Here is a 20332-nt window from a genome sequence, read left to right as displayed (position 1 = left end):
TATACAGCCCGGGCTGAAAAATCAGGTCCGCGCGATAGCGAGGAAGATCAGCACCAGCACGATGAGCACAATCGTCCAGTTGGCAAATTTGATAAAACCGGCGAAGGTTTTTTCGTGCTCGCGGATATCCATCGAACCGTGCTGATGTTCGCTGTGATCGTGCTGCGCCATTGCTTTCGCATCCTTCGAAAAATCGCTTTTTCGGGTGTTAGCCGATTCATTCCCGGCTGTCACCACCCGCAGCCGCCTTTGCCCCGCAAAGCCCCTGCGTCAGATGCGCCAGGGCCTCACCTCTCTGATGCAGCTCTGTCGCAGGGCGCTGATCTTTGCCACAGCATCACCCCCTCCGGATCAGCCGCCCGGGTGATCTGGCCGCGAAGATACAGATAATTCAGATGTGCCAAAGTCTCGGCCAGGGCCAGCCCCTGCTCACGCGGGCCGATGCTGCGGCGAAACAGCGGCTGGAAGCACTCGATGGCGCGGCGCGGTTCTGTCAGCCAGTCGCTCAGCCGCCCGAGCGCGGAATGATGGTTTTCGATCAGCTGTGCCAGCCGCAGTCCGAGGCCGGTGAAAGGCAGTTTATGGCCCGGCAGAACCAGCTGCCCGGGGCTGGCAAAGCCGCTGAGCCGGGTGCAGCTTGCCAGCCATTCCGCCAGCGGATCGGCCTCAGGCTCAAGCACAGAGACGCCGATATTGGGCGAGATCGAGGGCAGAAGCTGATCCGCACCCAACACCAGATCGCCGCTCCACAGCGTCACCTGATCCGGCGCATGGCCCTGTCCCAGCCGGATCTGCCAGTCCCGCCCGCCCAGATGCAGCCCCTGGCCCTCGCTCAGCCGGGTAAAGCCCGGCGGCAAAGGGTGCACGCAATCGGCAAAGTTGAAGGGCCGCTCGCCCGCGCGCCGCGCGATTTCTGCCCCGCTCAGCCCGGCGCGGTGCCAGAAGGCCAGGGCCTCGGGCGTCGGCCGCGCTTCCTCATCCAGCACCAGCATCCGCGCCGTCAGCCAGGCGGTGCGGCTGATCATCAGCTCAGCCCCGCGTGCCACAAACCAGCCCGCCATGCCGATGTGATCAGGATGGTGATGGGTGATCAGCACCCGGCGCACCGGACGTGCGGCCAGCGGCCCGGCCAGCAGCTTGTCCCATTCTGCCACCATCGCCGGGCTGTAAAAACCGCAATCAATCAGGGTCCAGCCCTCGGGATCGGCGAGCGCATAGACATTGACGTGGTCGAGCGCCATCGGCAGCGGCAGCCGCAGCCAGAGCAGGCCGGGTCTGATCTCAATGGCCGCGCCCGGAGCCGGAGGTTCGGGGAAAGGATAGCGGATTTCGGTCATCAGCAGCCTGGCATTGCAAGAGGGTCAGAGGGGGCGCTGGCCCCCGGCTGCAAAGCAGCCTCACCGAGGATATCTCAGGACGGGGAGATCCGGGCGCAGGCGGCGCGCTTTCCCTTCTGCCATCATCCCCGCCAGAGGCCGCAGCCGCAGCCGCGCCCCGGGTGCAGGGTTACAGTTTGCGCCTGGCCCGCAGCGCCGCCCCCAGAGTGCCGTCGTCAAGATAATCCAGCTCACCTCCGATCGGCACCCCCTGGGCCAGGGTAGTGATCTGTGCCGGGGTCGCGGCCAGGGCATCGGCAATGTAATGCGCCGTGGTCTGGCCATCGACCGTGGCTGGCAGCGCGAGGATCACCTCGCTGATCGCCTCGGCGCCGATGCGCTTTTCCAGCCGCGGAATGCCCAGCTCTTCCGGCCCCATGCCATCGAGCGCCGAAAGCGTGCCGCCCAGCACATGATAGCGCCCCGCGAACACCCCGGCGCGTTCCAGCGCCCAGAGATCGGCCACATCCTCGACCACACAGATCTCGCCATTGGCCCGCACAGGGTCCTGGCAGATCGGGCAGATCTCTTCGGTCGAGATATTGCCGCAATGATGGCAGTCGCGCGCATCAAGAGCGACGCGCGCCATGGCCTGGGCCAGCGGGGCCATCACCTGGCCGCGCCGCTTCAGCATCATCAGCACCGCGCGCCGCGCCGAACGGGGGCCAAGCCCCGGCAGACGCGACAGCAGCTCGATCAGCTGATCGATCCCGGTTTCATCCTGGGCCCCTGCTCTTTGCACCGGCGGATCAGAACGGCAGTTTGAAATCAGCGGGCAGACCGAGGCCTTCGGTCAGGCGGCGCATTTCATCACCCGATTTTGCCTGGCCCTTTTCCTGCGCATCGCGGATCGCGGCGAGAATCAGATCCTCAAGCACTTCTTTCTCGCTCGGCACCAGGATCGAGGCATCAATATCGAGCCCGGTCACTTCGCCCTTGCAGGTCGCACGCACCTTGACGAGGCCCGCGCCGCTTTCGCCCTGCACCACCGAACTGGCGAGGCTGTCCTGCAGCTCAGCCATTTTCGACTGCATTTCCTGTGCGGTTTTCATCATTTTGGCCATATCGCCAAGACCGCCGAGGCCACCAAGCCCTTTAAACATCAGCTATCCTTTCCTGCATCCCACCCCCGCAGGGGCCTGTTACCGCGCGAGATACGAACCGCACTGGCGCCCCGCAAGGGCTGGCGTCATTCCTCGAAAGGATCCCAGTCCTCATCCATCTCCGGATCGGCCACCGGCAGAGCCTCGGCCGCCGCCTCAGCCGCCATTTCCTCGGCAGTGCGGATCGCGGCGATTTTCGCGCCGGGGAAAGCCGTCAGAACCGCCTGAACCAGCGGGCTTTGCATCGCGGCTTCCTCGGCCTTGCGCAGTTCGGCCTCGCGCAGCTCGGTGATGGTCGCCGCCCCGCCCGATCCGACGACCGAGACCCCCCAGCGGCTGCCGGTCCAGCCCTGCAGACGCTGGGCGAGGCGGGCGGGCAGATCAGGCTTTGCCCCCGGTGCCAGCTCAAACTCAACCCGGCCGGGCGTATAACGCGCAAGGCGGATCCCGTCCTCGACCTCTTTCAGCAAGAGCATATCGCGCTTGTCGCGGATCAGGCCGATCACTTGTTCCCATTGCGCATAGACAATCTCGTGCTGTTCAGCCGCCAGCTGCGGCGCGGCCGACATCATCGGGCCACGCATCGGGCTCATCGGTGCGAAACGCGCGCCATGCACCATGCCACCGCCGCCAGCCGGGGCACCGCCCGCCACCGCGCCGCCACCGCCACCACCGGGACCGGCAGGCGGACGCGGGCCTTCGCTCAGCCGCTTCACCAGCTGCGCCGGATCGGGAAGCTCAGCCACATGGGTCAGCCGGATCACCGCCATTTCGGCGGCCATCATCGCATTCGGCGCTACCCCCACCTCTTCCAGCGCTTTCAGCAGCATCTGCCACATCCGGGTCAGCGCCCGCATCGGCAGCTTTTGCGACATCTCCAGGCCGCGCGCGCGCTCATCGGGCGGCACGGTCGGATCATCCGCCGCTTCCGGCGTGATTTTGATCACCGAGATCCAATGGGTAATCTCAGCCAGATCGCGCAGAACCGCCATCGGATCGGCACCATCGGCATATTGGCCGGAAAGCTCGGTCAGCGCCTCGGCCGCCTGCCCCTTCATCACCATATCAAAGAGATCAAGCGTGCGGCCCCGGTCGGCAAGGCCCAGCATGGCGCGCACCTGGGTGGCACTGGTTTCGCCCTGGCCATGGCTGATCGCCTGATCAAGGATCGAGGTCGCATCCCGGGCCGAGCCCTCGGCGGCGCGGGTGATCAGCGCGAGAGCCTCATCGGTGATCTCTGCGCCCTCGCCCGAGGCGATTTTGCGCAAAAGCGCCAGCATGACCTCGGGTTCGATCCGCTTGAGATCAAAACGCTGGCAGCGCGACAGCACCGTCACCGGCACTTTGCGGATCTCGGTGGTGGCGAAAATGAATTTCACATGTTCGGGTGGCTCTTCCAGCGTTTTCAGCAGCGCGTTGAAAGCCGCCGTCGAGAGCATATGCACTTCATCGATGATATAGACTTTGAACCGGGCCGAGGCGGCGCGGTAATGCACCGAATCGATGATTTCGCGGATATCGCCCACCCCGGTGCGCGAGGCGGCGTCCATTTCCATCACATCGACATGGCGGCCTTCGGCAATGGCGCGGCAATGTTCACATTTGACGCAAGGCTCGGTGGTCGGGCCGCCCTTGCCATCCGCACCGATGCAGTTCAGCCCTTTGGCAATGATCCGCGCGGTGGTGGTTTTCCCGGTGCCCCGGATCCCGGTCATCACGAAAGCATGGGCAATCCGGTCCGCCTCAAAGGCGTTTTTCAGCGTCCGCACCATCGCTTCCTGCCCCACCAGATCGGCGAAGGTCTCGGGGCGGTATTTGCGGGCAAGGACCTGATAGGCCTTTTCAGCGGTCTCGGACATCGGGCCTCCTGGCATTCGGGCCCCAATCTAGGCGCGAAGCCCGAAAGGGGCAACCGGCAGTGCTTCAGCCGCGCGGCGCGGCAGCACGGCTGAGCCGGTCATTGATCGCCCGGCCAAGACCGGTTTCCGGCACCGGGGCAAAGGCGATTCGCCCCCCGGGTCCGGCCAGCAGATCCGCCTCGCGCAGAATGTGGAACAGCTGCGCCGCCGCCTCGACCAGATCGCCCGCGGCCGAAAGCGTCAGATCGCCTTTGACCGGACCAAAGCCGATGAGGATCTCACCGGTCTCTGCGCCGCGCGCGCCGAGCCGCACCATAGCGCCCGGCGCATAATGTGAGCTGAGCTGACCCGGCGCATTGGGGCGTTTGTCATCCGCCCCGGCACCCGGCCCGATCAGCACCTCCTGGCCCAGAGCCTCCTGCAAAGCCTCGAGCGGCACACCGCCCGGGCGCAACAGCCGGGGCTGATCGCCATCAAGACCAAGAATGGTCGATTCCACCCCGACCGCGCAGGCGCCGCCATCCAGCACCGCCGCGATCCGGCCCGAGAGCCCGGCCAGAACATGCCCGGCCCGGGTCGGCGAAACCCGCCCCGAAGGATTGGCCGAGGGCGCCGCGAGCGGCCCGCCAAAGGCCTGCAGCAGGGCCCGCGCCACCGGATGGGCCGGCACCCGCAGGGCAACCGTCGCCAGCCCCGCCGTTGCAAGGGGCGAAAGCCCCGCACCTTCGCGCTGCGGCAGGACGAGAGTCAGCGGCCCGGGCCAGAATTTCTCAGCCACGGCACGGGCGCGGGCATCAAACAAAGCATAGCGCTCAGCCGCTTCCAGATCGGGCAGATGCGAGATCAGCGGGTTAAACCTGGGCCGCCCTTTGGCGTCGAAAATACGCGCTGTGGTTGCGTCTTTTCGCGCATCGCCACCAAGGCCGTAGACGGTCTCGGTCGGAAATGCGACCAATCCGCCTGCCGCCAGAATTTCGGCGGCACGGGCAATTCCCGCATCATCTGCGGCGAGGCATTCGGTCTGTTCCATGTCTGACGCAGCGTCCGGCTTGCGGGAGGATCGGGATGAATTAGCCTGTTGCGCATATAAAAGACGGGGCCTGGCGACAAGCCCCCGTACCCTGGGCCTCAGGCCATGGGTACGTCAGACTTTCACCGCCAGCGCGGCCCGACGGAGACTTTAATGAGCTCATTTACCCCCCGTGCGCCTTCAGACGATCAGAAATTCATTCTCGATCATATTATCGGCTATAGTGAGATCGCCGCGACCCCCGCTTTCAGCGAGGCCGGGCCAGAGATCACCGAGGCGATGCTCGGGGCGGCGGCGCGGATCTGTGACGAGGTCGTGGCCCCGGTCAACCGCAATGGCGATCTGTTCCCGGCCCGGCTGGAGAATGGCGTGCTGCGCAGCTCACCCGGCTTTGACACCGCCTTTCGCGCAATTGCCGAAGGCGGGCTGATCGGCCTTTCCGCCAGTGCTGAATTTGGCGGCATGGGCCTGCCGCATACCCTGGCGACCTGCGTCAATGAAATGCTGGCCGGGGCCTGCCTCGCGCTGCAGCTCAACCCTTTGCTGACCCAGGGCCAGGTCGAGGCGCTGGAGCATCACGCCTCAGCTGAGCTGAAGGCGCTGTATCTGCCAAAGCTGAATTCCGGCGAATGGTCCGGCACGATGAATCTGACCGAGCCTCAGGCCGGAACCGATGTCGGCGCTTTGCGCACCAAAGCGCTGGCCAATGCGGATGGCAGCTATGCCATCACCGGCCAGAAGATCTTTATCACCTGGGGCGATTCGGACCTGGTCTCGAATGTCTGCCATCTGGTGCTGGCCCGCCTGCCCGATGCCCCTGCAGGCACCAAAGGCATTTCGCTTTTCCTGGTGCCGAAATATCTGCCCGATGCCGATGGCAATCCCGGTACAGCCAACAGCCTGCGCGTGGTCAGCCTTGAACATAAGCTCGGCATCCATGGCAGCCCGACCTGTGTGATGGAATTCTCGGACGCGACGGGCTGGCTGGTCGATGCGCCCGGCAAGGGCATGGCGGCGATGTTTACCATGATGAACAATGCCCGGCTTGGCGTTGGTATGCAGGGGGTGGGCCTGGCCGAGACCGCGCTCCAGGCCGCCACCGCCTATGCGCGTGACCGCATCCAGGGCAAGACCCCCGATGGCAGCCCCGGCATCATCGGCCATGCCGATGTGCGCCGCATTCTGGCCGAGGCCCGGGCCGAACTGTTCTCAGCCCGGGTGATCGGGCTCGGCTGTGCCAAAGCCATTGATATGGCCCGCGCCACCGGCGATGCGCACTGGAAGGCACGCGCGGCGCTGCTGACCCCGATTGCCAAATCCTATGGCACCGATACCGGCATCGCCATTGCCGATGCGGCTCTGCAGATCCATGGCGGCATGGGCTATATTGAGGAGACCGGCGCGGCCCAGTATCTGCGCGATATCCGTATCACCGCGATTTACGAAGGCACCAACGGCATTCAGGCCATGGATCTGGTCGGGCGCAAACTGGTCGACAGCGGCGAAGCGGCCCTGCGGATGATCCATGAGATCCAGACCGATGCGCGCGAAGCCCGCACCAGCCTGCCCGAACTGGCCGACCCGCTCTGGCAGGCGGCCGAGGCTTTGCGCGAGGCGACCGAGGCAATGCTGGCGGCAGAGATGAACGACCGCTTCGCCGGAGCCAGCGCCTATCTGCGCGCCTTTGCTCTGGTGCTGGGCGGCGATGCCCATCTGCGCGCAGCCCTGGCCGATCCCTCACGGCTGGCGCTGGCGCGGGTGATGATCCGCCGCCTGCTGCCACAGCATGAGGCGCTGCTTGCCGCCGCAGGCGAGCCGGCTGCAGTTCTTTACGCCGCCCTGCCGGCCTGAACCGCCGCCGGTCCATGCCACAGAGAGTGAAGACGGGGGAATTCCTCCGTCTTTTCCTCTGTCTGAAACTATCCCGGAGAAGGCTGCAGCGCAGCCTGGGGCAGCGCCCCATTCTGCCGCAGATCGCCGCTCACTGCCACTGCGCATTGCATTCAGCGCCCTGCCGCCTTATCTCGGGGGACCGTTACGATATAGACCCGGCCGGAGAGGCATCGCATGAACTGGATCACCAATTACGTTCGCCCGAAGATCAACTCGCTCTTCTCGCGGCGTGAGGTGCCTGAAAATCTGTGGACCAAATGCCCCGAATGCGGGACCATGCTGTTCCACCGCGAACTTGAGGCCAATCTCAACGTCTGCTCGAACTGCGATCACCATATGGCGATCAGCCCGCGCGACCGCTTTGGTGCCTTGTTCGACGGCGGTATTTTCGTTGAGGTCAAGGTTCCCGAACCCATTGCCGATCCGCTGCATTTCCGCGATCAGAAGAAATATCCCGAGCGCCTGAAAGCGGCGCAGAAATCGACCGGCGAGAAAGAGGCCATGCTGGTGGCCGAAGGCGAGATTGGCCGCACGCCGATCGTCGCTGCCGCCCAGGATTTCGCCTTCATCGGCGGCTCTCTGTCGATGTATGTCGGCAATGCCTTCATCGCCGGCGCACAGCGTGCGGTCGAGATGAAGCGCCCCTTCGTCGTCTTCTCCGCCGCCGGTGGCGCCCGGATGCAGGAGGGCATTCTGGCCCTGATGCAGATGCCGCGCACCACGGTGGCGATCCAGATGCTGAAAGAGGCAGGCCTGCCCTATATCGTCGTACTGACCCATCCGACCACGGGCGGCGTTACCGCCTCCTATGCGATGCTGGGCGACGTGCAGATTGCCGAACCCAATGCGCTGATCTGCTTTGCAGGACCGCGGGTGATTGAGCAGACCATCCGCGAGAAGCTGCCCGAAGGCTTCCAGCGCGCCGAATATCTGCTCGATCACGGTATGCTCGACCGCGTGACCCATCGAAAGGACATGCGCGAAGAGCTGATCACCATTCTGCGGATGCTGACCAGTCAGCCCCCGGCCATTCGCGGCGATCTTTCGGCCCCCCTGGCCGGGCCGGTCGCTGATCCGTCGTAAACGAGGACCAAATTGACCAGCGCCTATGGCTCGGATGCCCTGCTTGAGCGGATGATGACCCTTCATCCGAAGATTATTGATCTTACTCTTGACCGCGTGCACCGCCTGCTGGCGGCGCTGGACCACCCCGAAACCCGCCTGCCTCCGGTCATTCATCTGGCCGGGACCAATGGCAAAGGTTCGACCCAGGCGATGATTCGCGCCGGGCTGGAGGCTTCGGGCGCGAAAGTTCATGCCTATACCTCGCCGCATCTGGCGCGGTTCCATGAGCGGATCCGGCTCGCGGGCGAGCTGATCTCGGAACCGGCCCTGACCGCGCTGCTTGATGAATGCATGGCGGCGAATGGCGGCGAGGCGATCACCTTCTTTGAAGCGACCACGGTTGCCGCGCTGCTGGCCTTCTCGCGCATGCCTGCCGATTACACGCTGCTTGAGGTTGGCCTGGGCGGCCGGCTCGATGCGACCAATGTCGTCGCACAGCCCCGCCTCACCATCATCACCCCGGTCTCGGTTGATCATCAGCAATATCTGGGCGAGACCCTGGCCGAGATTGCCGGGGAAAAAGCCGGAATCATCAAACGCGGCGTGCCCTGCGTGGTCGGCCCCCAGGCCGAAGCCGGTCTTGCGGTGATTGAGGCGAAAGCCGCCCGTCTTGGCGCGCCTTTGTTTGTTCACGGCCAGCACTGGCAGGTCTCGGAAGAGCGCGGCCGTCTGATCTATCAGGATGAGGCCGGGCTTATGGATCTGCCCCTGCCCAATCTGCCGGGACCGCATCAGGTGCAGAATGCCGGGGCGGCGATTGCCGCTCTGCGCCAGCTTGGCAAGGATGAGGCCGCCTGCGAGGCCGCCGTGAGCCGCGCCCTCTGGCCCGCCCGGATGCAGCGCCTGGCCCGCGGCCCGCTGACGGAGAGCGCGCCCGGGGTCGAGCTCTGGCTCGATGGCGGGCATAATCCGGCCGGGGGCGAGGCAGTTGCCGCAACCCTGGCCCGGATGGGACCGCGTCCGACCTATGCGGTCTGCGGCATGCTCAATACCAAAGATGTCACCGGCTATATGCGCCCGATGGCGCCGCAACTGCGCGCGCTTTATGCCGTCGGCATTCCCGGCGAGGCCAATACCCTGCCGCCCGAAGCTACCCGTGACGCGGCCCGCAGCGCCGGAATCGAGGCTGAGGCCGCGCTGTCGGTTGAGGCAGCCCTGGCTGAGATCGCGGCAAAAGAACCGGCAGCGCGCGTGCTGATCTGCGGCTCGCTCTATCTTGCCGGGCAGATTCTGCGCGACAATGGCTGATCCCCGGGGGGGATAGCCCTCCCCCTTCGCCACCTCTGGTCAGCCCCCGGCTGGCCGGTAGCGCGCCAGAAACATCTCAACCGCCCCTTGCACCGCCCGGCGGGTGGTGCAGGGTGCAATATCGCTGTTGAGGTCAAGCAGCAGCGGCTCATGCACCCCGGCGCGGCACAGCTGTACAAACTGATCCGCAGCCAGTTCGCAATCATCGATCATCAGCTCGCCACGCGCGCAGAACTGTTCAAGCCGGACCACAAGACGCCGGCGCAGCTGCCCCGATCCCTGTTCGTAAAATTGTTGCGCCAGCTCGGGAAAGCGCGGCACTTCGGCCACCACCAGCCGGAACAGATTGCGTCCGAATTCCGAGACGGTCAGATCAATCACCCGGTGCCCGGCGGTCAGCAGAAAATCCTCGGCGGACTGATCATGGCCGTGATCCTTTGCCGCCTGGGCCGCCAGGCGGCTGAATTCTGAGCTGAAGACCTCGAGAAACATCACTCTTTTATCGGGGAAGTAGCTGTAGAGGGTCGCTTTCGAGACGCCTGCTTCCCGTGCAATCTCGTCCACCGATGCGCCTTCGAATCCATCGCGCAGAAAAACCCGCAGCGCGCCAGCGACGACCTGCTCGAATTTGCGCCCCCTGCGGATCTCATAAATCGTTTCTTGTGTCATATTAAAGCTAACTTACTTGAGCTGAAGCTGATCAGCCACGTTGATAAATTCGACGTTAACCATCTTTTGCCATATCAGCTGCCGATTGTATTGATTTTTATCGCATGGTCAGGAAACACCTTTGACACCCTTGCCGCTGCCTGTCAGCCAGCCCATGCTGTTCCCGCTCCGGGCAGCAGAATGCTCCGGGGCTGCCACGGCCGGTCAGGGAATGGAAATAAGATGAAAACGATTTCGGAAAACCGCTGTTTCGGAGGCGTTCAGGGCGTCTATTCGCATGCCTCGCAGGCCACGGGAACCGATATGACCTTTGGGCTTTTTCTGCCTGCAGGCGCCGAGGACGGGCCGGTGCCGCTGCTCTGGTATCTCTCGGGTCTGACCTGCACCCATGAAAATGCCATGGTCAAAGCCGGGGCCCAGCGCTGGGCGGCCGAGGCGGGAATCGCTCTGATCTTCCCCGATACCAGCCCTCGCGGCGAAGAGGTGGCCGATGATGCGGCTTATGATCTCGGCAAAGGCGCGGGCTTTTATGTCAATGCCACCGAAAACCCCTGGGCGCCGCATTTCCGGATGTGGGATTACATCACCCGCGATCTGCCGGAGCTGGTCTTCAAGGCCTTCCCGCTCGAAGAGGGGCTGCAGGCAATCACCGGTCATTCCATGGGCGGCCATGGCGCGCTGACCATTGCCATGAGCTTCCCGGGCCGTTTCTCCTCGGTCTCGGCCTTTGCGCCGATTGCCAGCCCGACCAGCTCGGACTGGGGCCGCAAACAATTCACCGCCTATCTTGGCGAGGATGAAAGCACCTGGGCCCAGCATGACAGCTCACTGCTGATGAAGCGGCGCGGTTTTGACGGGCCGGTGCTGATCGACCAGGGGGGCTCGGACCAGTTCCTTGATCTGCTGAAGCCCGAAGCTCTGGCCGGGGCCATGGCCGAGCGGCGTCAGGGCGGCAGCTTCCGGATGCAGAAAGGCTATGACCACAGCTATTTCTTCGTCTCTTCCTTCATCGAGGATCACATCGCCTTCCATGTCGATGCCCTGCGCGGCTGAAAATCGCTGAGGCAGGGGGGCGCGTCCCTCTGCCTCTGGCCCCGCCTCCCGATATCTGGGAAGGGGGGAGGGCGGGGTCATCTTGCCCTGCCCCTTATTGCAGGAGTGCGCCCGGGTGACGCTTTACATTGATGCCGATGCCTGCCCGGTCAAAGCCGAGGCCGAACGCGTGGCAAGCCGGCTGCGGGTGGCGATGGTGCTGGTGTCAAACGGCGGCATCCGCCCCTCACCCAATCCACTGGTCTCCTCGGTCTATGTCGGCGCGGGCCTGGATGAGGCCGACCGCTGGATCGCCGATCAGGCCGGTCCCGGCGATGTGGTGGTGACCAGTGACATTCCGCTGGCGGCGCGGGTGATCGAGGGCGGCGGCGCCGTGGTCAAACCCGATGGCACCGAGCTCAACAGCCGCAATATCGGCCAGGTGCTGGCGACCCGCGACCTGATGGCAGATCTGCGCGCCGCCGATCCGTTTCGTCAGGGCAGCGGCAAAAGCTTCAGCAAGAGCGACCGCTCGCGCTTCCTCGACCAGCTCGACCGCATTCTGCGCCGTGTGCATGTCGCAGCAGGGACAGACCAGAGCGGCGCAATCGGCTAGGTCGCGGTTATCATGTTCCGCACCCTGACCCGCCCGGGCCCCGCCTCCTCTGCCAGCCCCTATCTCATCGGCGTGCTGTTCTGCGCCGCGGGGACGGCGCTCTATTCCGTCAATGACATGGCGATCAAACATCTGTCCGGGGGCTATGCGCTGCATCAGGTCATCCTGATCCGTGCCCTGATCGGCCTTTCAGTGCTTCTGCCGCTGATCGCGCGCTCACGCGCGGGCTTTGCCCAGCTTCGTACCCGCCGCCCGCTGCGCCATCTGATCCGCGTGGTCACGATCCTGCTGTCAAATTCGGCATTTTATCTTGGCCTCGCCGCGCTGCCGATGGCGGATGCCGCCGCCGTTTCCTATACCAGCCCGCTGTTTGTCACGGCTTTATCCGTTCTGGCGCTCGGCGAGCGCGCCGGGCCCAGGCGCTGGCTTGCGGTGGCGCTTGGCCTGCTCGGCACCTTGCTGATTCTGCGCCCGGGCAGCGGTGTGCTGCAGGGCGCGGCGCTGCTCGTCCTGCTGTCCTCGGTGCTCTATGCCTCCAGTAATCTGATGGCGCGCTCGATGCGCGAGACCGAAAGCGCGATGACCTGTTCGTTCTACTCGATCATCGGTTTCGTGGTTCTGTCGCTTGTGATGGGCTTCAGCTTTGGTGGCGGCCATATGGCCAGCGCCGAGGGGGTCTGGCAGTTTCTGTTCCGCCCCTGGGTCTGGCCCCCGATGCAGGACTGGCCCTGGTTCTTGCTGACCGGAACCTCGGTCACTCTGGGCGGGCTGATGGTCACCCAGGCCTATCGCACCACCGAAGCCGGTATGGTTGCGCCCTTTGAATATGTCGGCATGCCCATGGCCATTCTCTGGGGCGTGATCATTTTTGACACTCTGCCCGATCTGACCTCATTCGCCGGGATTGCGCTGATCTGCGGCGCCGGCATCTATGTGATCTGGCGCGAGGCCGTGCTGGCACGCAGGGCAAAGACATGAAGCCCGGGGCCGTGGGTTTTGAGACCGTCACCGGGCTGCCGCGCTGACATCCTCAAGGTTTTTTACGACCCCGCGCCCTGCCTTTGCGCTCGCCAATCCCCCGGGCCGGTACCCTTGCCCCAGCCGCGCGGCATCCGTTTAAGCGCTGCCAGCGCCTCCGGGCGCGGCCTCTGGTCGCGGAGCGGCTTCAGCGCTGAGGCCTGCACCGCTCACAGATCGCGCAGCACCCCGGCCAGCATTGCACGGTCGCCCTGATTGCCCAGCAGATCCAGCGCCTCGCCATAGCCGAGCCAGACCGCAGAATGACCCGGTTCAGAGGGCGGGCCGAGCCGATAGACCGGGCGGGCAACATAGAGAGTGCAGAGCTTTTCCGCCCAGAATTCATATTCCGCCATATAGGTAAACCGGCGATAGGCGCCGATGCGGCGCGGCGGCGCGATCTTCCAGCCGGTTTCCTCAAAGACCTCGCGGTGCAGGGCTGCGATCGGATGCTCGCCCAGATCGACACCCCCGCCTGGCAGCTGAAACTCGGGCGAAGGCACGGCCTGAAAGGTGGTCAGCAGCTGGCCGTTCAGTGGCAAAATCGCATAAACCCCGGGACGTCTGCGATAGCTCTGCCCCGTTTTCACCGCTTCGCCATATCGCCGGATCATCAGCCCCCCTTGGTCCGCCCGTTTTGCGACCCTATATAGGGCGCCGAACAGCGAAGGCTTGCCAGAGCGCCCGGCGCAAGGCAAGGCTGAGACCGACTTTGACAGGCATGCCGCCCTGGCATGCTGAAGGATTTCCGATGGCCAAGAGTGCACAGATCGCCTGGGACGATACCGTCCTTCCTTTCCAGCTGGACCGTTCCGGGATCCGCGGCCGCGTGGCGCGGCTCGACGGAACCCTCGATCAGGTGCTGGCCCAGCATAATTACCCGCCCGCCATTGAGGCGCTGGTGGCCGAGGCTGCAACCCTGACGGCCCTGATCGGCCAGTCGATCAAGCTGCGCTGGAAACTGTCGCTGCAGGTGCGCGGCAAAGGCGCGGCCCGGCTGATCGCCACCGATTACTACGGCCCCTCTGAAGAGGGCGAGCCCGCCCGCGTGCGCTGCTATGCCAGCTTTGACGCTGATAAGCTTACCGAAACCGATGATCCCTTCTCGCTGATCGGCGAGGGATTCTTTGCGGTGATGCTGGACCAGGGTGAGGGTATGCTGCCCTATCAGGGCTTTACCCCGATTGCCGGTGGCAGCCTTTCTGCCTGCGCCGAAGCCTATTTCGCCCAGTCCGAACAGCTGCCGACCCGTTTCCAGCTGTCTTTTGGCAAAAGCCAGGAGCCGGGCCGGGCCGCACATTGGCGCGCGGGCGGCGTGATGCTGCAGCATATGCCGCAGACCGGCGGCGTGGCAGCGGCCAGTGGCTCGGGGGATGCCGGGCTGCTGAACCATGCCGATATCCTCTCGGGCGAGCCGGCCGAGGACTGGAACCGCGCCAATATGCTGCTCGACACGGTTGAGGAGCTGGAGCTGATCGGCCCCACCCTCTCGCCCTCGGATCTTCTGGTGCGCCTGTTCCATGAAGAAGAGCCACGGGTCTTCGAGGCGCAGCCTCTGCACTTTGGCTGCTCCTGCTCGGCCGATAAGGTGCGCAATACCCTGTCGATCTATTCGCAGAAAGATATTGCGCAGATGATCGACGATATGGGCATGGTCACCGCCGATTGTCAGTTCTGCGGCGCGCATTATGAGCTGGAGCCGGAAACCCTCGGCTTTGAGGGCAGTCTCGCGGCCGAAGCCGCGGGTGCTGCGCAAAAGGATGTTCACTGAGCCAAAGCCCCCCTTTGATCTGCACCGCCTGGCCGCAAGACCGGGCGGTGCCTCTTCGGATTTCGACCTGAACCCCGGGCTGGTGCTCAGCCCCGACCGGATCCTGCGTCCGGCAGCAGTGCTGATCGCGGTGACCGGCAGCGATAGCCCCTGCCCGAAGGTCATCCTCACCAAACGCTCGTCGCAGCTGCGTCACCATCCGGGCCAGATCGCTTTCCCGGGCGGCAAGGTTGATCCCGGTGACGACGGGCCGACCGGCGCGGCTTTACGCGAATCCCATGAAGAGGTCGGCCTGCCCCCCTCGCAGGTGGAAATTCTCGGATCATTGCCGCAGCATGAGACGGTGACCGGCTTTCAGATCACCCCGGTTCTGGGCTTTGTGCGCGGCCCCTTCACCCCGATCCCCGAAGCCGGTGAGGTTGATGAGGTTTTTGAGGTGCCGCTGGCGCATCTGCTGTCGATCCCGCGCTATTCGATCGAGCGGCGGATGTGGCGCGGCAGCTGGCGGCGCTATTACACTGTCCCCTGGGGGCCCTGGTATATCTGGGGTGCCACTGCGCGGATCCTGCGCGGCCTTGCCGGAAGATATAGCGAATGAACCACCCGCTCCCGCTCTCAGTCAGCGGCCCCTGGCTCGAGGCCCCCGCGACACAGCAGATCTTCGCTTTGCTGGAACAGGCCGGGCATCAGATCTATGCCGTCGGCGGCTGCGTGCGCAATGCCATCCTCGGCACGGCGGTTTCGGACATCGACCTCTCGACCAGCGCCCGCCCCGACAGGGTGCTCGCCCTGGCCCGGGCCGCCGGGGTGAAAGCCGTGCCCACCGGGATTGAGCATGGCACGCTGACCCTGGTGATCGGCGGCACCGGCTATGAGATCACCACCTGGCGGCGCGATGTCGAAACCGATGGCCGCCGCGCCGTAGTCGCCTTTTCGGAGCGGATCGAAGAAGATGCGATGCGGCGCGATTTCACCATGAACGCGCTCTATGCCGATGCCCGGGGACAGATCATCGACCCGCTTGGCTGCGGCATTGCCGATGCCCGGGCCCGCCATATCCGCTTTGTCGGTGAGCCCTCGGAACGGATCCGCGAGGATTACCTGCGTATCCTGCGCTTCTTCCGCTTCTATGCGCATTACGGCGACCCCGCAGAAGGCCCCGACCCGGAAGGCCTTGCCGCCTGTGCGGAACTGGCCGGTGGCATTGAGCTGCTGGCCCGCGAGCGGATCGGCTCTGAGATGAAAAAGCTGCTCGCCGCCCCCGACCCTGCCCCGGCTCTGGCCGCGATGCAGGCCTCGGGCGTGCTGGCCCACGCTCTGCCGGGGGCGGATGCAAAGGCCATGGCGCTGCTGGTGCATTTTGAGGCCGGGCGCAGGCCGGATGCTTTGCGCCGTCTGGCGGTGCTGGGCGGGGCTGACCCGGCAACAGGCCTGCGCCTGTCGCGCCAGGAGGCGCGCGAATATGCGCTGATCCGCGACCATATCGGCAGCCAGCTCAGCCCGGCTGCGCTGGCCGTTAAAATCGGGGCCTCGGCCGGGGCCTCTGTTCTGCTGGCCCGGGCGGCTTTATTTGAGACCCCGCCGCCCGGGGAGGCTGAGGCCGGGCTGGTCCGGGGCGCTCAGGCGCAGTTTCCCGTGCGCTCAACCGACCTGCCCGGGCTGAGCGGCCCGGCACTCGGGGCGCGGCTGAAAGCCCTGGAGCAGGCCTGGCTCAGCTCGGATCTGCGGCTGAGCCGCGCCGAGCTGCTCGCGCTGAGCGTACCTGGCCCGGGCGGATAGACGCAGCTTCTGCCGCGAATTTCCCGCACCGGATTTCCCTTTCAGCGAATTTCCGCTAGAACCACCGGGTATTTACGGAGGCACTGATGTTTCGTTTCTTCGAAGGTCTGGTCGATCCCTATGCCGCCTATGAGGAGACCGACATCCCTCCCCGCCGCCTCTGGCCCTGGCTGAAAGAGTTCATCCGCCCCTTCCGCAAAGTCTTTGCAATCACCGGCACCCTCTCCGTCATCACCGCTTTCACCGAGGTGGCGCTGATCTGGTATCTGGGGCGGCTGATCGATCTGATGGTCGCCACCGGCCCCGCCAGCTTCCTCAGCACGCATGGCTGGGAGGCCGGAGCCGTGGCGCTGGCGCTGATGATTATGCGCCCGCTGATCGAATTCTGCTCGGTCGCGCTTTTGCACAACACCATCCTGCCCAATTTCGGCACGATGATCCGCTGGCGCGCGCATCGCCATGTCATTCGCCAGCCGGTCGGCTGGTTTGAAAGCGATTTCGCCGGGCGCATCGCCAATCGCATCATGCAGACGCCCCCCGCCGCCGGGGATGCGGTGTTCCAGACCTTCGACGCGGTGGCTTTCTCGAGCGTGACCATTGTCGGGGCCGGGCTGATGCTGGCCGAGGCGGATCCGCGCCTGCTGCTGCCACTGGTGGTCTGGTTTGCGCTCTACATGCTACTGGTGCGCTGGACGATCCGCCGCGCCGGGCCGGCGGCTGTTGCCAGTTCAGACGCGCGCTCGGCGGTGACCGCCCGGGTGGTCGATGCCTATTCCAATATCCATTCGGTCAAGCTTTTCGCCCATCACGAGAGTGAAATCCTTTACGCAAAAGAAGCGATCGAACATGCCCGCGCCACCTTCCAGCGTGAGATGCGCATCATCACGGTGATGGACTTCACCCTGACCGTGCTGAACGGGATGATGATTGTGGCGATCATCGCCTGGTCGGTCTGGCTCTGGAGCGAAGGCCAGGCCAGCACCGGCACTGTCGCCGCCGCCTCGGCGCTGGTCCTGCGGCTGACCAATATGACCTATTGGATCATGTGGGCATTCTCGGGCCTCGTTCAGGCGCTTGGCGTGGTCCAGGAGGGGATGGAGACCATCACCCAGCCGATCCAGCTGACCGATGCCAAAGGCGCAAAGCCGCTGGAGTACCGCGAGGGGCTGATCGAGCTGCAGGATCTGCGCCATCACTATGGCCGTGAAAAAGGCGGCATCCAGGGCATTTCGCTGACCATCCGACCCGGCGAAAAGCTGGGGGTGGTCGGGCGCTCGGGCGCGGGGAAAAGCTCGCTGGTCAAGCTGATCCTGCGCTTTTACGACCCCGAGGGCGGCCGGGTGCTGATCGACGGCCAGGATGTGACAAGGGTCACCCAGGACAGCCTGCGCCGGCTGATCGGTATGGTGCAGCAGGACAGCTCGCTCATGCACCGCTCGGTGCGCGATAATATCCTCTACGGCCGCCCGGATGCGACTGAGGCCGAAATGATCGGCGCAGCAAAGCGCGCCGATGCGCATGACTTCATTCTGACGCTGGAGGATAAAGACGGCCGCAGGGGCTATGATGCCCATGTCGGTGAGCGTGGGGTGAAGCTGTCGGGTGGCCAGCGCCAGCGCGTCGCCCTGGCCCGGGTGATCCTGAAAGATGCACCGGTCCTGATCCTGGATGAGGCGACCTCGGCGCTGGATTCCGAGGCTGAGGCCACGATCCAGGATGCGCTTTACGGCGTGATGCAAGGCAAAACGGTGATCGCCATTGCGCACCGGCTCTCGACCATCGCCGCGATGGACCGCATCGTCGTCCTTGATGACGGGCGCATTGCCGAAGCGGGCAGCCATGCTGAGCTGCTGGCGGCGAAGGGGCTTTACGCCCGGTTCTGGGCGCGGCAATCGGGCGGTTTCATCGGCCTTGATGATCCTGAGGATGCGGTATGAGCCTGACCGGACGCAGCTTCGCCTGGCTTGGCAGCCGGATCGACGCCTTCCGCCCGGCCGAGGGCCCGCCGCCGCAGAGCATCGGTGCTTTCATGCGCTGGTGCCTCTCCGGCTCCTGGCCCTGGCTGGTGCTGGCCGGGATCATCTCCTCAGTTGCGGGCGTAACCGAAGTGGTCAGCGCCATCATCCTGGGCTGGGTGATCGACACCGCGGTCGGGGCCGGGCCGGAAGGGTTTTTCTCGGATCATCTCGGCCTGATTTTCGGCTTTGTGCTGTTCTATCTCGTCCTTCGGCCGCTGGCCTTTGGCCTGTCCTCGGCCTCGAATGCGGTGGTGATCGGGCCGAATGTGCTGCCGCTTGTGCTGTCGCGCCTGCACCGCTGGACGCTGGGCCAGGCGGTCACCTTCTTTGACAATGATTTTGCCGGGCGTATCGCGCAAAAGCAGATGCAGGCTGCCCGCGCCGTTACCGATACCGCGACCGAGGTGATCAACACCGTCTGTTTCGCACTGGCCTCGGTGATCGGCTCGGCACTGTTTCTCATGGTCATCGACCCGCTGATCGCTTTGGCTTTGCTGGTCTGGCTGGTGGGCTATGTGTTCATGATCCGCTTTTTCCTGCCAAGGATCCGCAAAAACTCGGCGGCCCGCGCCTCGACCCGGGCCATGGTTTCGGGTCAGGTGGTCGATACGATCACCAATATCAAAACCGTGAAGCTGTTTGCGCATCACCGCTTTGAGGATGAGGTGGCGCTGAAGGCGATGGAAAGCTTCCGCGAGGCCTCGCTGGAATATGGGGAGATCTCAACCTGGTTCCGGCTCGCGCTGATGACCCTCGCGGGCGTGCTGCCGGTGATGCTGATCGGTGGCACGCTCTGGCAATGGCAGGCGGGCGCGGCCAGCGCGGGCGATATAGCCGCCGCCGGGGCGGTGTCGCTGCGCATCGCGCAGATGTCGGGCTGGGTCTCCTTCACCCTGATGGCGATCTATACCTCGGTCGGTGAGGTGGAGGACGGGATGAAGACGCTGTCGGTGCCGCATAGCCTCGGCGATGCCCCCGATGCCCGGCCGCTGCCACCGATTGCCGGCGAGATCGGCTTTAACGATGTGACCTTTGCCTATGGCCGGCGCGATGAAAAAGGCCATGGCGGGGTGCGCAATATCCGCCTGACCATCGCCGCCGGCGAGAAGATCGGCATTGTCGGCGCTTCGGGCGCGGGGAAATCCACCCTCGTCTCGCTCTTGCTGCGGCTTTACGATCCCGAGACCGGCAGCGTCACCCTTGATGGCCATGATCTGCGCCAGGTGACCCAGGAGAGCCTGCGCCGCCAGATCGGCATGGTCACCCAGGAAACGGCGATGTTCAACCGCACCGCGCGCGACAATATCGCCTATGGCCGCCCCGAGGCCAGCCAGGCCGGGATAGAGGCCGCCGCCCGCGCCGCCGAGGCGCATGACTTTATCAGCGCTATGTCCGACCATCAGGGACGGCGCGGCTATGATGCCTTCCTTGGTGAACGCGGGGTGAAGCTTTCCGGCGGCCAGCGCCAGCGTATCGCTCTGGCCCGCGCCTTCCTGAAGAACGCGCCGGTTCTGATCCTTGATGAGGCGACCTCAGCGCTCGACAGCGAGGTCGAGGCCGCGATCCAGCAGGCGCTCGAGCGGGTGATGCAGGGCAAGACGGTGCTGGCCATTGCGCACCGCCTCTCGACCATCGCCGCCATGGACCGGATCATCGTTATGGAGGCGGGCGAGATTGCCGAAATGGGCCGCCATGATGAGCTGCTGGCCATGGGCGGACGCTATGCCCGTTACTGGCAGCGGCAATCAGGTGGCTTTATCATCACCGCAGATGAGGATAGCAGCAGCCTCTGACCC

The 20332-nt window shown here is 64.7% G+C and carries 19 protein-coding genes; 11 read left to right on the top strand and 8 right to left on the bottom strand.

What is annotated here, in order from left to right; translation table 11 throughout:
- Positions 1–21 precede the first annotated feature (21 nt).
- The 6 genes from H0485_RS02665 to H0485_RS02640 all read right to left on the bottom strand — a co-directional run bounded on the left by H0485_RS02665 (position 22) and on the right by H0485_RS02640 (position 5368).
- Entirely contained in the window at positions 22–171 is a 150-nt protein-coding gene (locus H0485_RS02665) for an aa3-type cytochrome c oxidase subunit IV (RefSeq protein WP_226933810.1), read from the bottom strand.
- Between the two features lie 116 nt (positions 172–287).
- Positions 288–1340, bottom strand: coding sequence for an MBL fold metallo-hydrolase (locus H0485_RS02660; protein WP_226933995.1), 1053 nt, complete (start codon positions 1338–1340; stop codon positions 288–290).
- 166 nt (positions 1341–1506) lie between these two features.
- Entirely contained in the window at positions 1507–2118 is a 612-nt protein-coding gene (gene recR, locus H0485_RS02655; RefSeq protein ID WP_226933809.1) for a recombination mediator RecR, read from the bottom strand.
- 7 nt (positions 2119–2125) lie between these two features.
- Positions 2126–2479: a YbaB/EbfC family nucleoid-associated protein gene (locus tag H0485_RS02650; RefSeq protein WP_226933808.1), complete on the bottom strand. Its 354-nt coding sequence runs from the start codon at positions 2477–2479 to the stop codon at positions 2126–2128.
- Between the two features lie 86 nt (positions 2480–2565).
- Positions 2566–4338, bottom strand: coding sequence for a DNA polymerase III subunit gamma/tau (locus H0485_RS02645; RefSeq protein ID WP_226933807.1), 1773 nt, complete (start codon positions 4336–4338; stop codon positions 2566–2568).
- Positions 4339–4402: 64 nt separating this feature from the next.
- Entirely contained in the window at positions 4403–5368 is a 966-nt protein-coding gene (locus H0485_RS02640) for an L-threonylcarbamoyladenylate synthase (RefSeq protein WP_226933806.1), read from the bottom strand.
- A 153-nt stretch (positions 5369–5521) separates the two neighbouring features.
- On the opposite strand from H0485_RS02640, the gene H0485_RS02635 reads away from it, so the two are divergent.
- The 3 genes from H0485_RS02635 (at position 5522) to H0485_RS02625 (ending at position 9634) form a co-directional block, all read left to right on the top strand.
- The gene (locus H0485_RS02635) at positions 5522–7219 is read left to right on the top strand and encodes an acyl-CoA dehydrogenase family protein (protein ID WP_226933805.1); all 1698 of its coding nucleotides are present in this window, start codon (positions 5522–5524) and stop codon (positions 7217–7219) included.
- Positions 7220–7435: 216 nt separating this feature from the next.
- Positions 7436–8344: an acetyl-CoA carboxylase, carboxyltransferase subunit beta gene (gene accD, locus H0485_RS02630; RefSeq protein ID WP_226933804.1), complete on the top strand. Its 909-nt coding sequence runs from the start codon at positions 7436–7438 to the stop codon at positions 8342–8344.
- 51 nt (positions 8345–8395) lie between these two features.
- Positions 8396–9634, top strand: a complete 1239-nt coding sequence (locus H0485_RS02625) for a bifunctional folylpolyglutamate synthase/dihydrofolate synthase (protein ID WP_226933994.1) — start codon at positions 8396–8398, stop codon at positions 9632–9634.
- Positions 9635–9673: 39 nt separating this feature from the next.
- Here H0485_RS02625 and H0485_RS02620 read toward each other — a convergent pair whose 3' ends face one another.
- Positions 9674–10303, bottom strand: a complete 630-nt coding sequence (locus H0485_RS02620) for a TetR/AcrR family transcriptional regulator (protein ID WP_226933803.1) — start codon at positions 10301–10303, stop codon at positions 9674–9676.
- A 222-nt stretch (positions 10304–10525) separates the two neighbouring features.
- Between H0485_RS02620 and fghA the strand changes: the two genes are divergently transcribed.
- The 3 genes from fghA (at position 10526) to H0485_RS02605 (ending at position 12929) form a co-directional block, all read left to right on the top strand.
- A complete protein-coding gene (gene fghA, locus H0485_RS02615; protein ID WP_226933802.1) occupies positions 10526–11356 on the top strand; it encodes an S-formylglutathione hydrolase in 831 nt (276 codons plus the stop codon).
- Positions 11357–11471: 115 nt separating this feature from the next.
- On the top strand, positions 11472–11951 hold the full coding sequence (locus H0485_RS02610) for a YaiI/YqxD family protein (protein WP_226933801.1): 480 nt from the start codon (positions 11472–11474) through the stop codon (positions 11949–11951).
- A gap of 12 nt (positions 11952–11963) precedes the next feature.
- On the top strand, positions 11964–12929 hold the full coding sequence (locus H0485_RS02605; RefSeq protein WP_226933800.1) for a DMT family transporter: 966 nt from the start codon (positions 11964–11966) through the stop codon (positions 12927–12929).
- Between the two features lie 209 nt (positions 12930–13138).
- Here the strand turns inward: H0485_RS02605 and H0485_RS02600 are convergent, their stop codons facing one another.
- Complete coding sequence (locus H0485_RS02600) at positions 13139–13582, bottom strand: NUDIX domain-containing protein (RefSeq protein WP_226933799.1); 444 nt, start codon at positions 13580–13582, stop codon at positions 13139–13141.
- 137 nt (positions 13583–13719) lie between these two features.
- Between H0485_RS02600 and hslO the strand changes: the two genes are divergently transcribed.
- The 5 genes from hslO to H0485_RS02575 all read left to right on the top strand — a co-directional run bounded on the left by hslO (position 13720) and on the right by H0485_RS02575 (position 20329).
- Positions 13720–14739: an Hsp33 family molecular chaperone HslO gene (hslO, locus tag H0485_RS02595; RefSeq protein ID WP_226933798.1), complete on the top strand. Its 1020-nt coding sequence runs from the start codon at positions 13720–13722 to the stop codon at positions 14737–14739.
- Positions 14729–15337 carry a CoA pyrophosphatase gene (locus H0485_RS02590; protein WP_226933797.1) on the top strand — a complete coding sequence of 203 codons (609 nt, stop codon included), beginning with the start codon at positions 14729–14731 and terminating at the stop codon, positions 15335–15337. Before hslO ends, H0485_RS02590 begins: the two co-directional genes overlap by 11 nt.
- Positions 15334–16518 carry a CCA tRNA nucleotidyltransferase gene (locus H0485_RS02585; RefSeq protein WP_226933796.1) on the top strand — a complete coding sequence of 395 codons (1185 nt, stop codon included), beginning with the start codon at positions 15334–15336 and terminating at the stop codon, positions 16516–16518. Before H0485_RS02590 ends, H0485_RS02585 begins: the two co-directional genes overlap by 4 nt.
- Positions 16519–16604: 86 nt before the next feature.
- A complete protein-coding gene (locus H0485_RS02580; protein WP_226933795.1) occupies positions 16605–18455 on the top strand; it encodes an ABC transporter ATP-binding protein in 1851 nt (616 codons plus the stop codon).
- Positions 18452–20329 carry an ABC transporter ATP-binding protein gene (locus H0485_RS02575; RefSeq protein ID WP_226933794.1) on the top strand — a complete coding sequence of 626 codons (1878 nt, stop codon included), beginning with the start codon at positions 18452–18454 and terminating at the stop codon, positions 20327–20329. The genes H0485_RS02580 and H0485_RS02575 overlap by 4 nt, the downstream gene beginning before the upstream one ends.
- Positions 20330–20332 lie beyond the last annotated feature (3 nt).

This window comes from Pseudogemmobacter faecipullorum (assembly GCF_020539525.1).
Lineage (GTDB): Bacteria > Pseudomonadota > Alphaproteobacteria > Rhodobacterales > Rhodobacteraceae > Pseudogemmobacter > Pseudogemmobacter faecipullorum.
Note: the sequence above shows the minus strand (reverse complement) of the source record. Positions and strands in the feature narration are given on the sequence as shown.

Excerpts from the sequence above, each read along its gene's own strand:
- H0485_RS02665 (WP_226933810.1), bottom strand. The coding sequence starts at position 171 with ATGGCGCAGCACGATCACAGCGAACATCAGCACGGTTCGATGGATATC.
- H0485_RS02650 (WP_226933808.1), bottom strand. The coding sequence starts at position 2,479 with ATGTTTAAAGGGCTTGGTGGCCTCGGCGGTCTTGGCGATATGGCCAAA.
- H0485_RS02645 (WP_226933807.1), bottom strand. The coding sequence starts at position 4,338 with ATGTCCGAGACCGCTGAAAAGGCCTATCAGGTCCTTGCCCGCAAATAC.
- H0485_RS02640 (WP_226933806.1), bottom strand. The coding sequence starts at position 5,368 with ATGGAACAGACCGAATGCCTCGCCGCAGATGATGCGGGAATTGCCCGT.
- H0485_RS02635 (WP_226933805.1), top strand. The coding sequence starts at position 5,522 with ATGAGCTCATTTACCCCCCGTGCGCCTTCAGACGATCAGAAATTCATT.
- accD (WP_226933804.1), top strand. The coding sequence starts at position 7,436 with ATGAACTGGATCACCAATTACGTTCGCCCGAAGATCAACTCGCTCTTC.
- H0485_RS02625 (WP_226933994.1), top strand. The coding sequence starts at position 8,396 with ATGATGACCCTTCATCCGAAGATTATTGATCTTACTCTTGACCGCGTG.
- H0485_RS02620 (WP_226933803.1), bottom strand. The coding sequence starts at position 10,303 with ATGACACAAGAAACGATTTATGAGATCCGCAGGGGGCGCAAATTCGAG.
- fghA (WP_226933802.1), top strand. The coding sequence starts at position 10,526 with ATGAAAACGATTTCGGAAAACCGCTGTTTCGGAGGCGTTCAGGGCGTC.
- H0485_RS02605 (WP_226933800.1), top strand. The coding sequence starts at position 11,964 with ATGTTCCGCACCCTGACCCGCCCGGGCCCCGCCTCCTCTGCCAGCCCC.
- H0485_RS02600 (WP_226933799.1), bottom strand. The coding sequence starts at position 13,582 with ATGATCCGGCGATATGGCGAAGCGGTGAAAACGGGGCAGAGCTATCGC.
- hslO (WP_226933798.1), top strand. The coding sequence starts at position 13,720 with ATGGCCAAGAGTGCACAGATCGCCTGGGACGATACCGTCCTTCCTTTC.
- H0485_RS02590 (WP_226933797.1), top strand. The coding sequence starts at position 14,729 with ATGTTCACTGAGCCAAAGCCCCCCTTTGATCTGCACCGCCTGGCCGCA.
- H0485_RS02585 (WP_226933796.1), top strand. The coding sequence starts at position 15,334 with ATGAACCACCCGCTCCCGCTCTCAGTCAGCGGCCCCTGGCTCGAGGCC.
- H0485_RS02580 (WP_226933795.1), top strand. The coding sequence starts at position 16,605 with ATGTTTCGTTTCTTCGAAGGTCTGGTCGATCCCTATGCCGCCTATGAG.
- H0485_RS02575 (WP_226933794.1), top strand. The coding sequence starts at position 18,452 with ATGAGCCTGACCGGACGCAGCTTCGCCTGGCTTGGCAGCCGGATCGAC.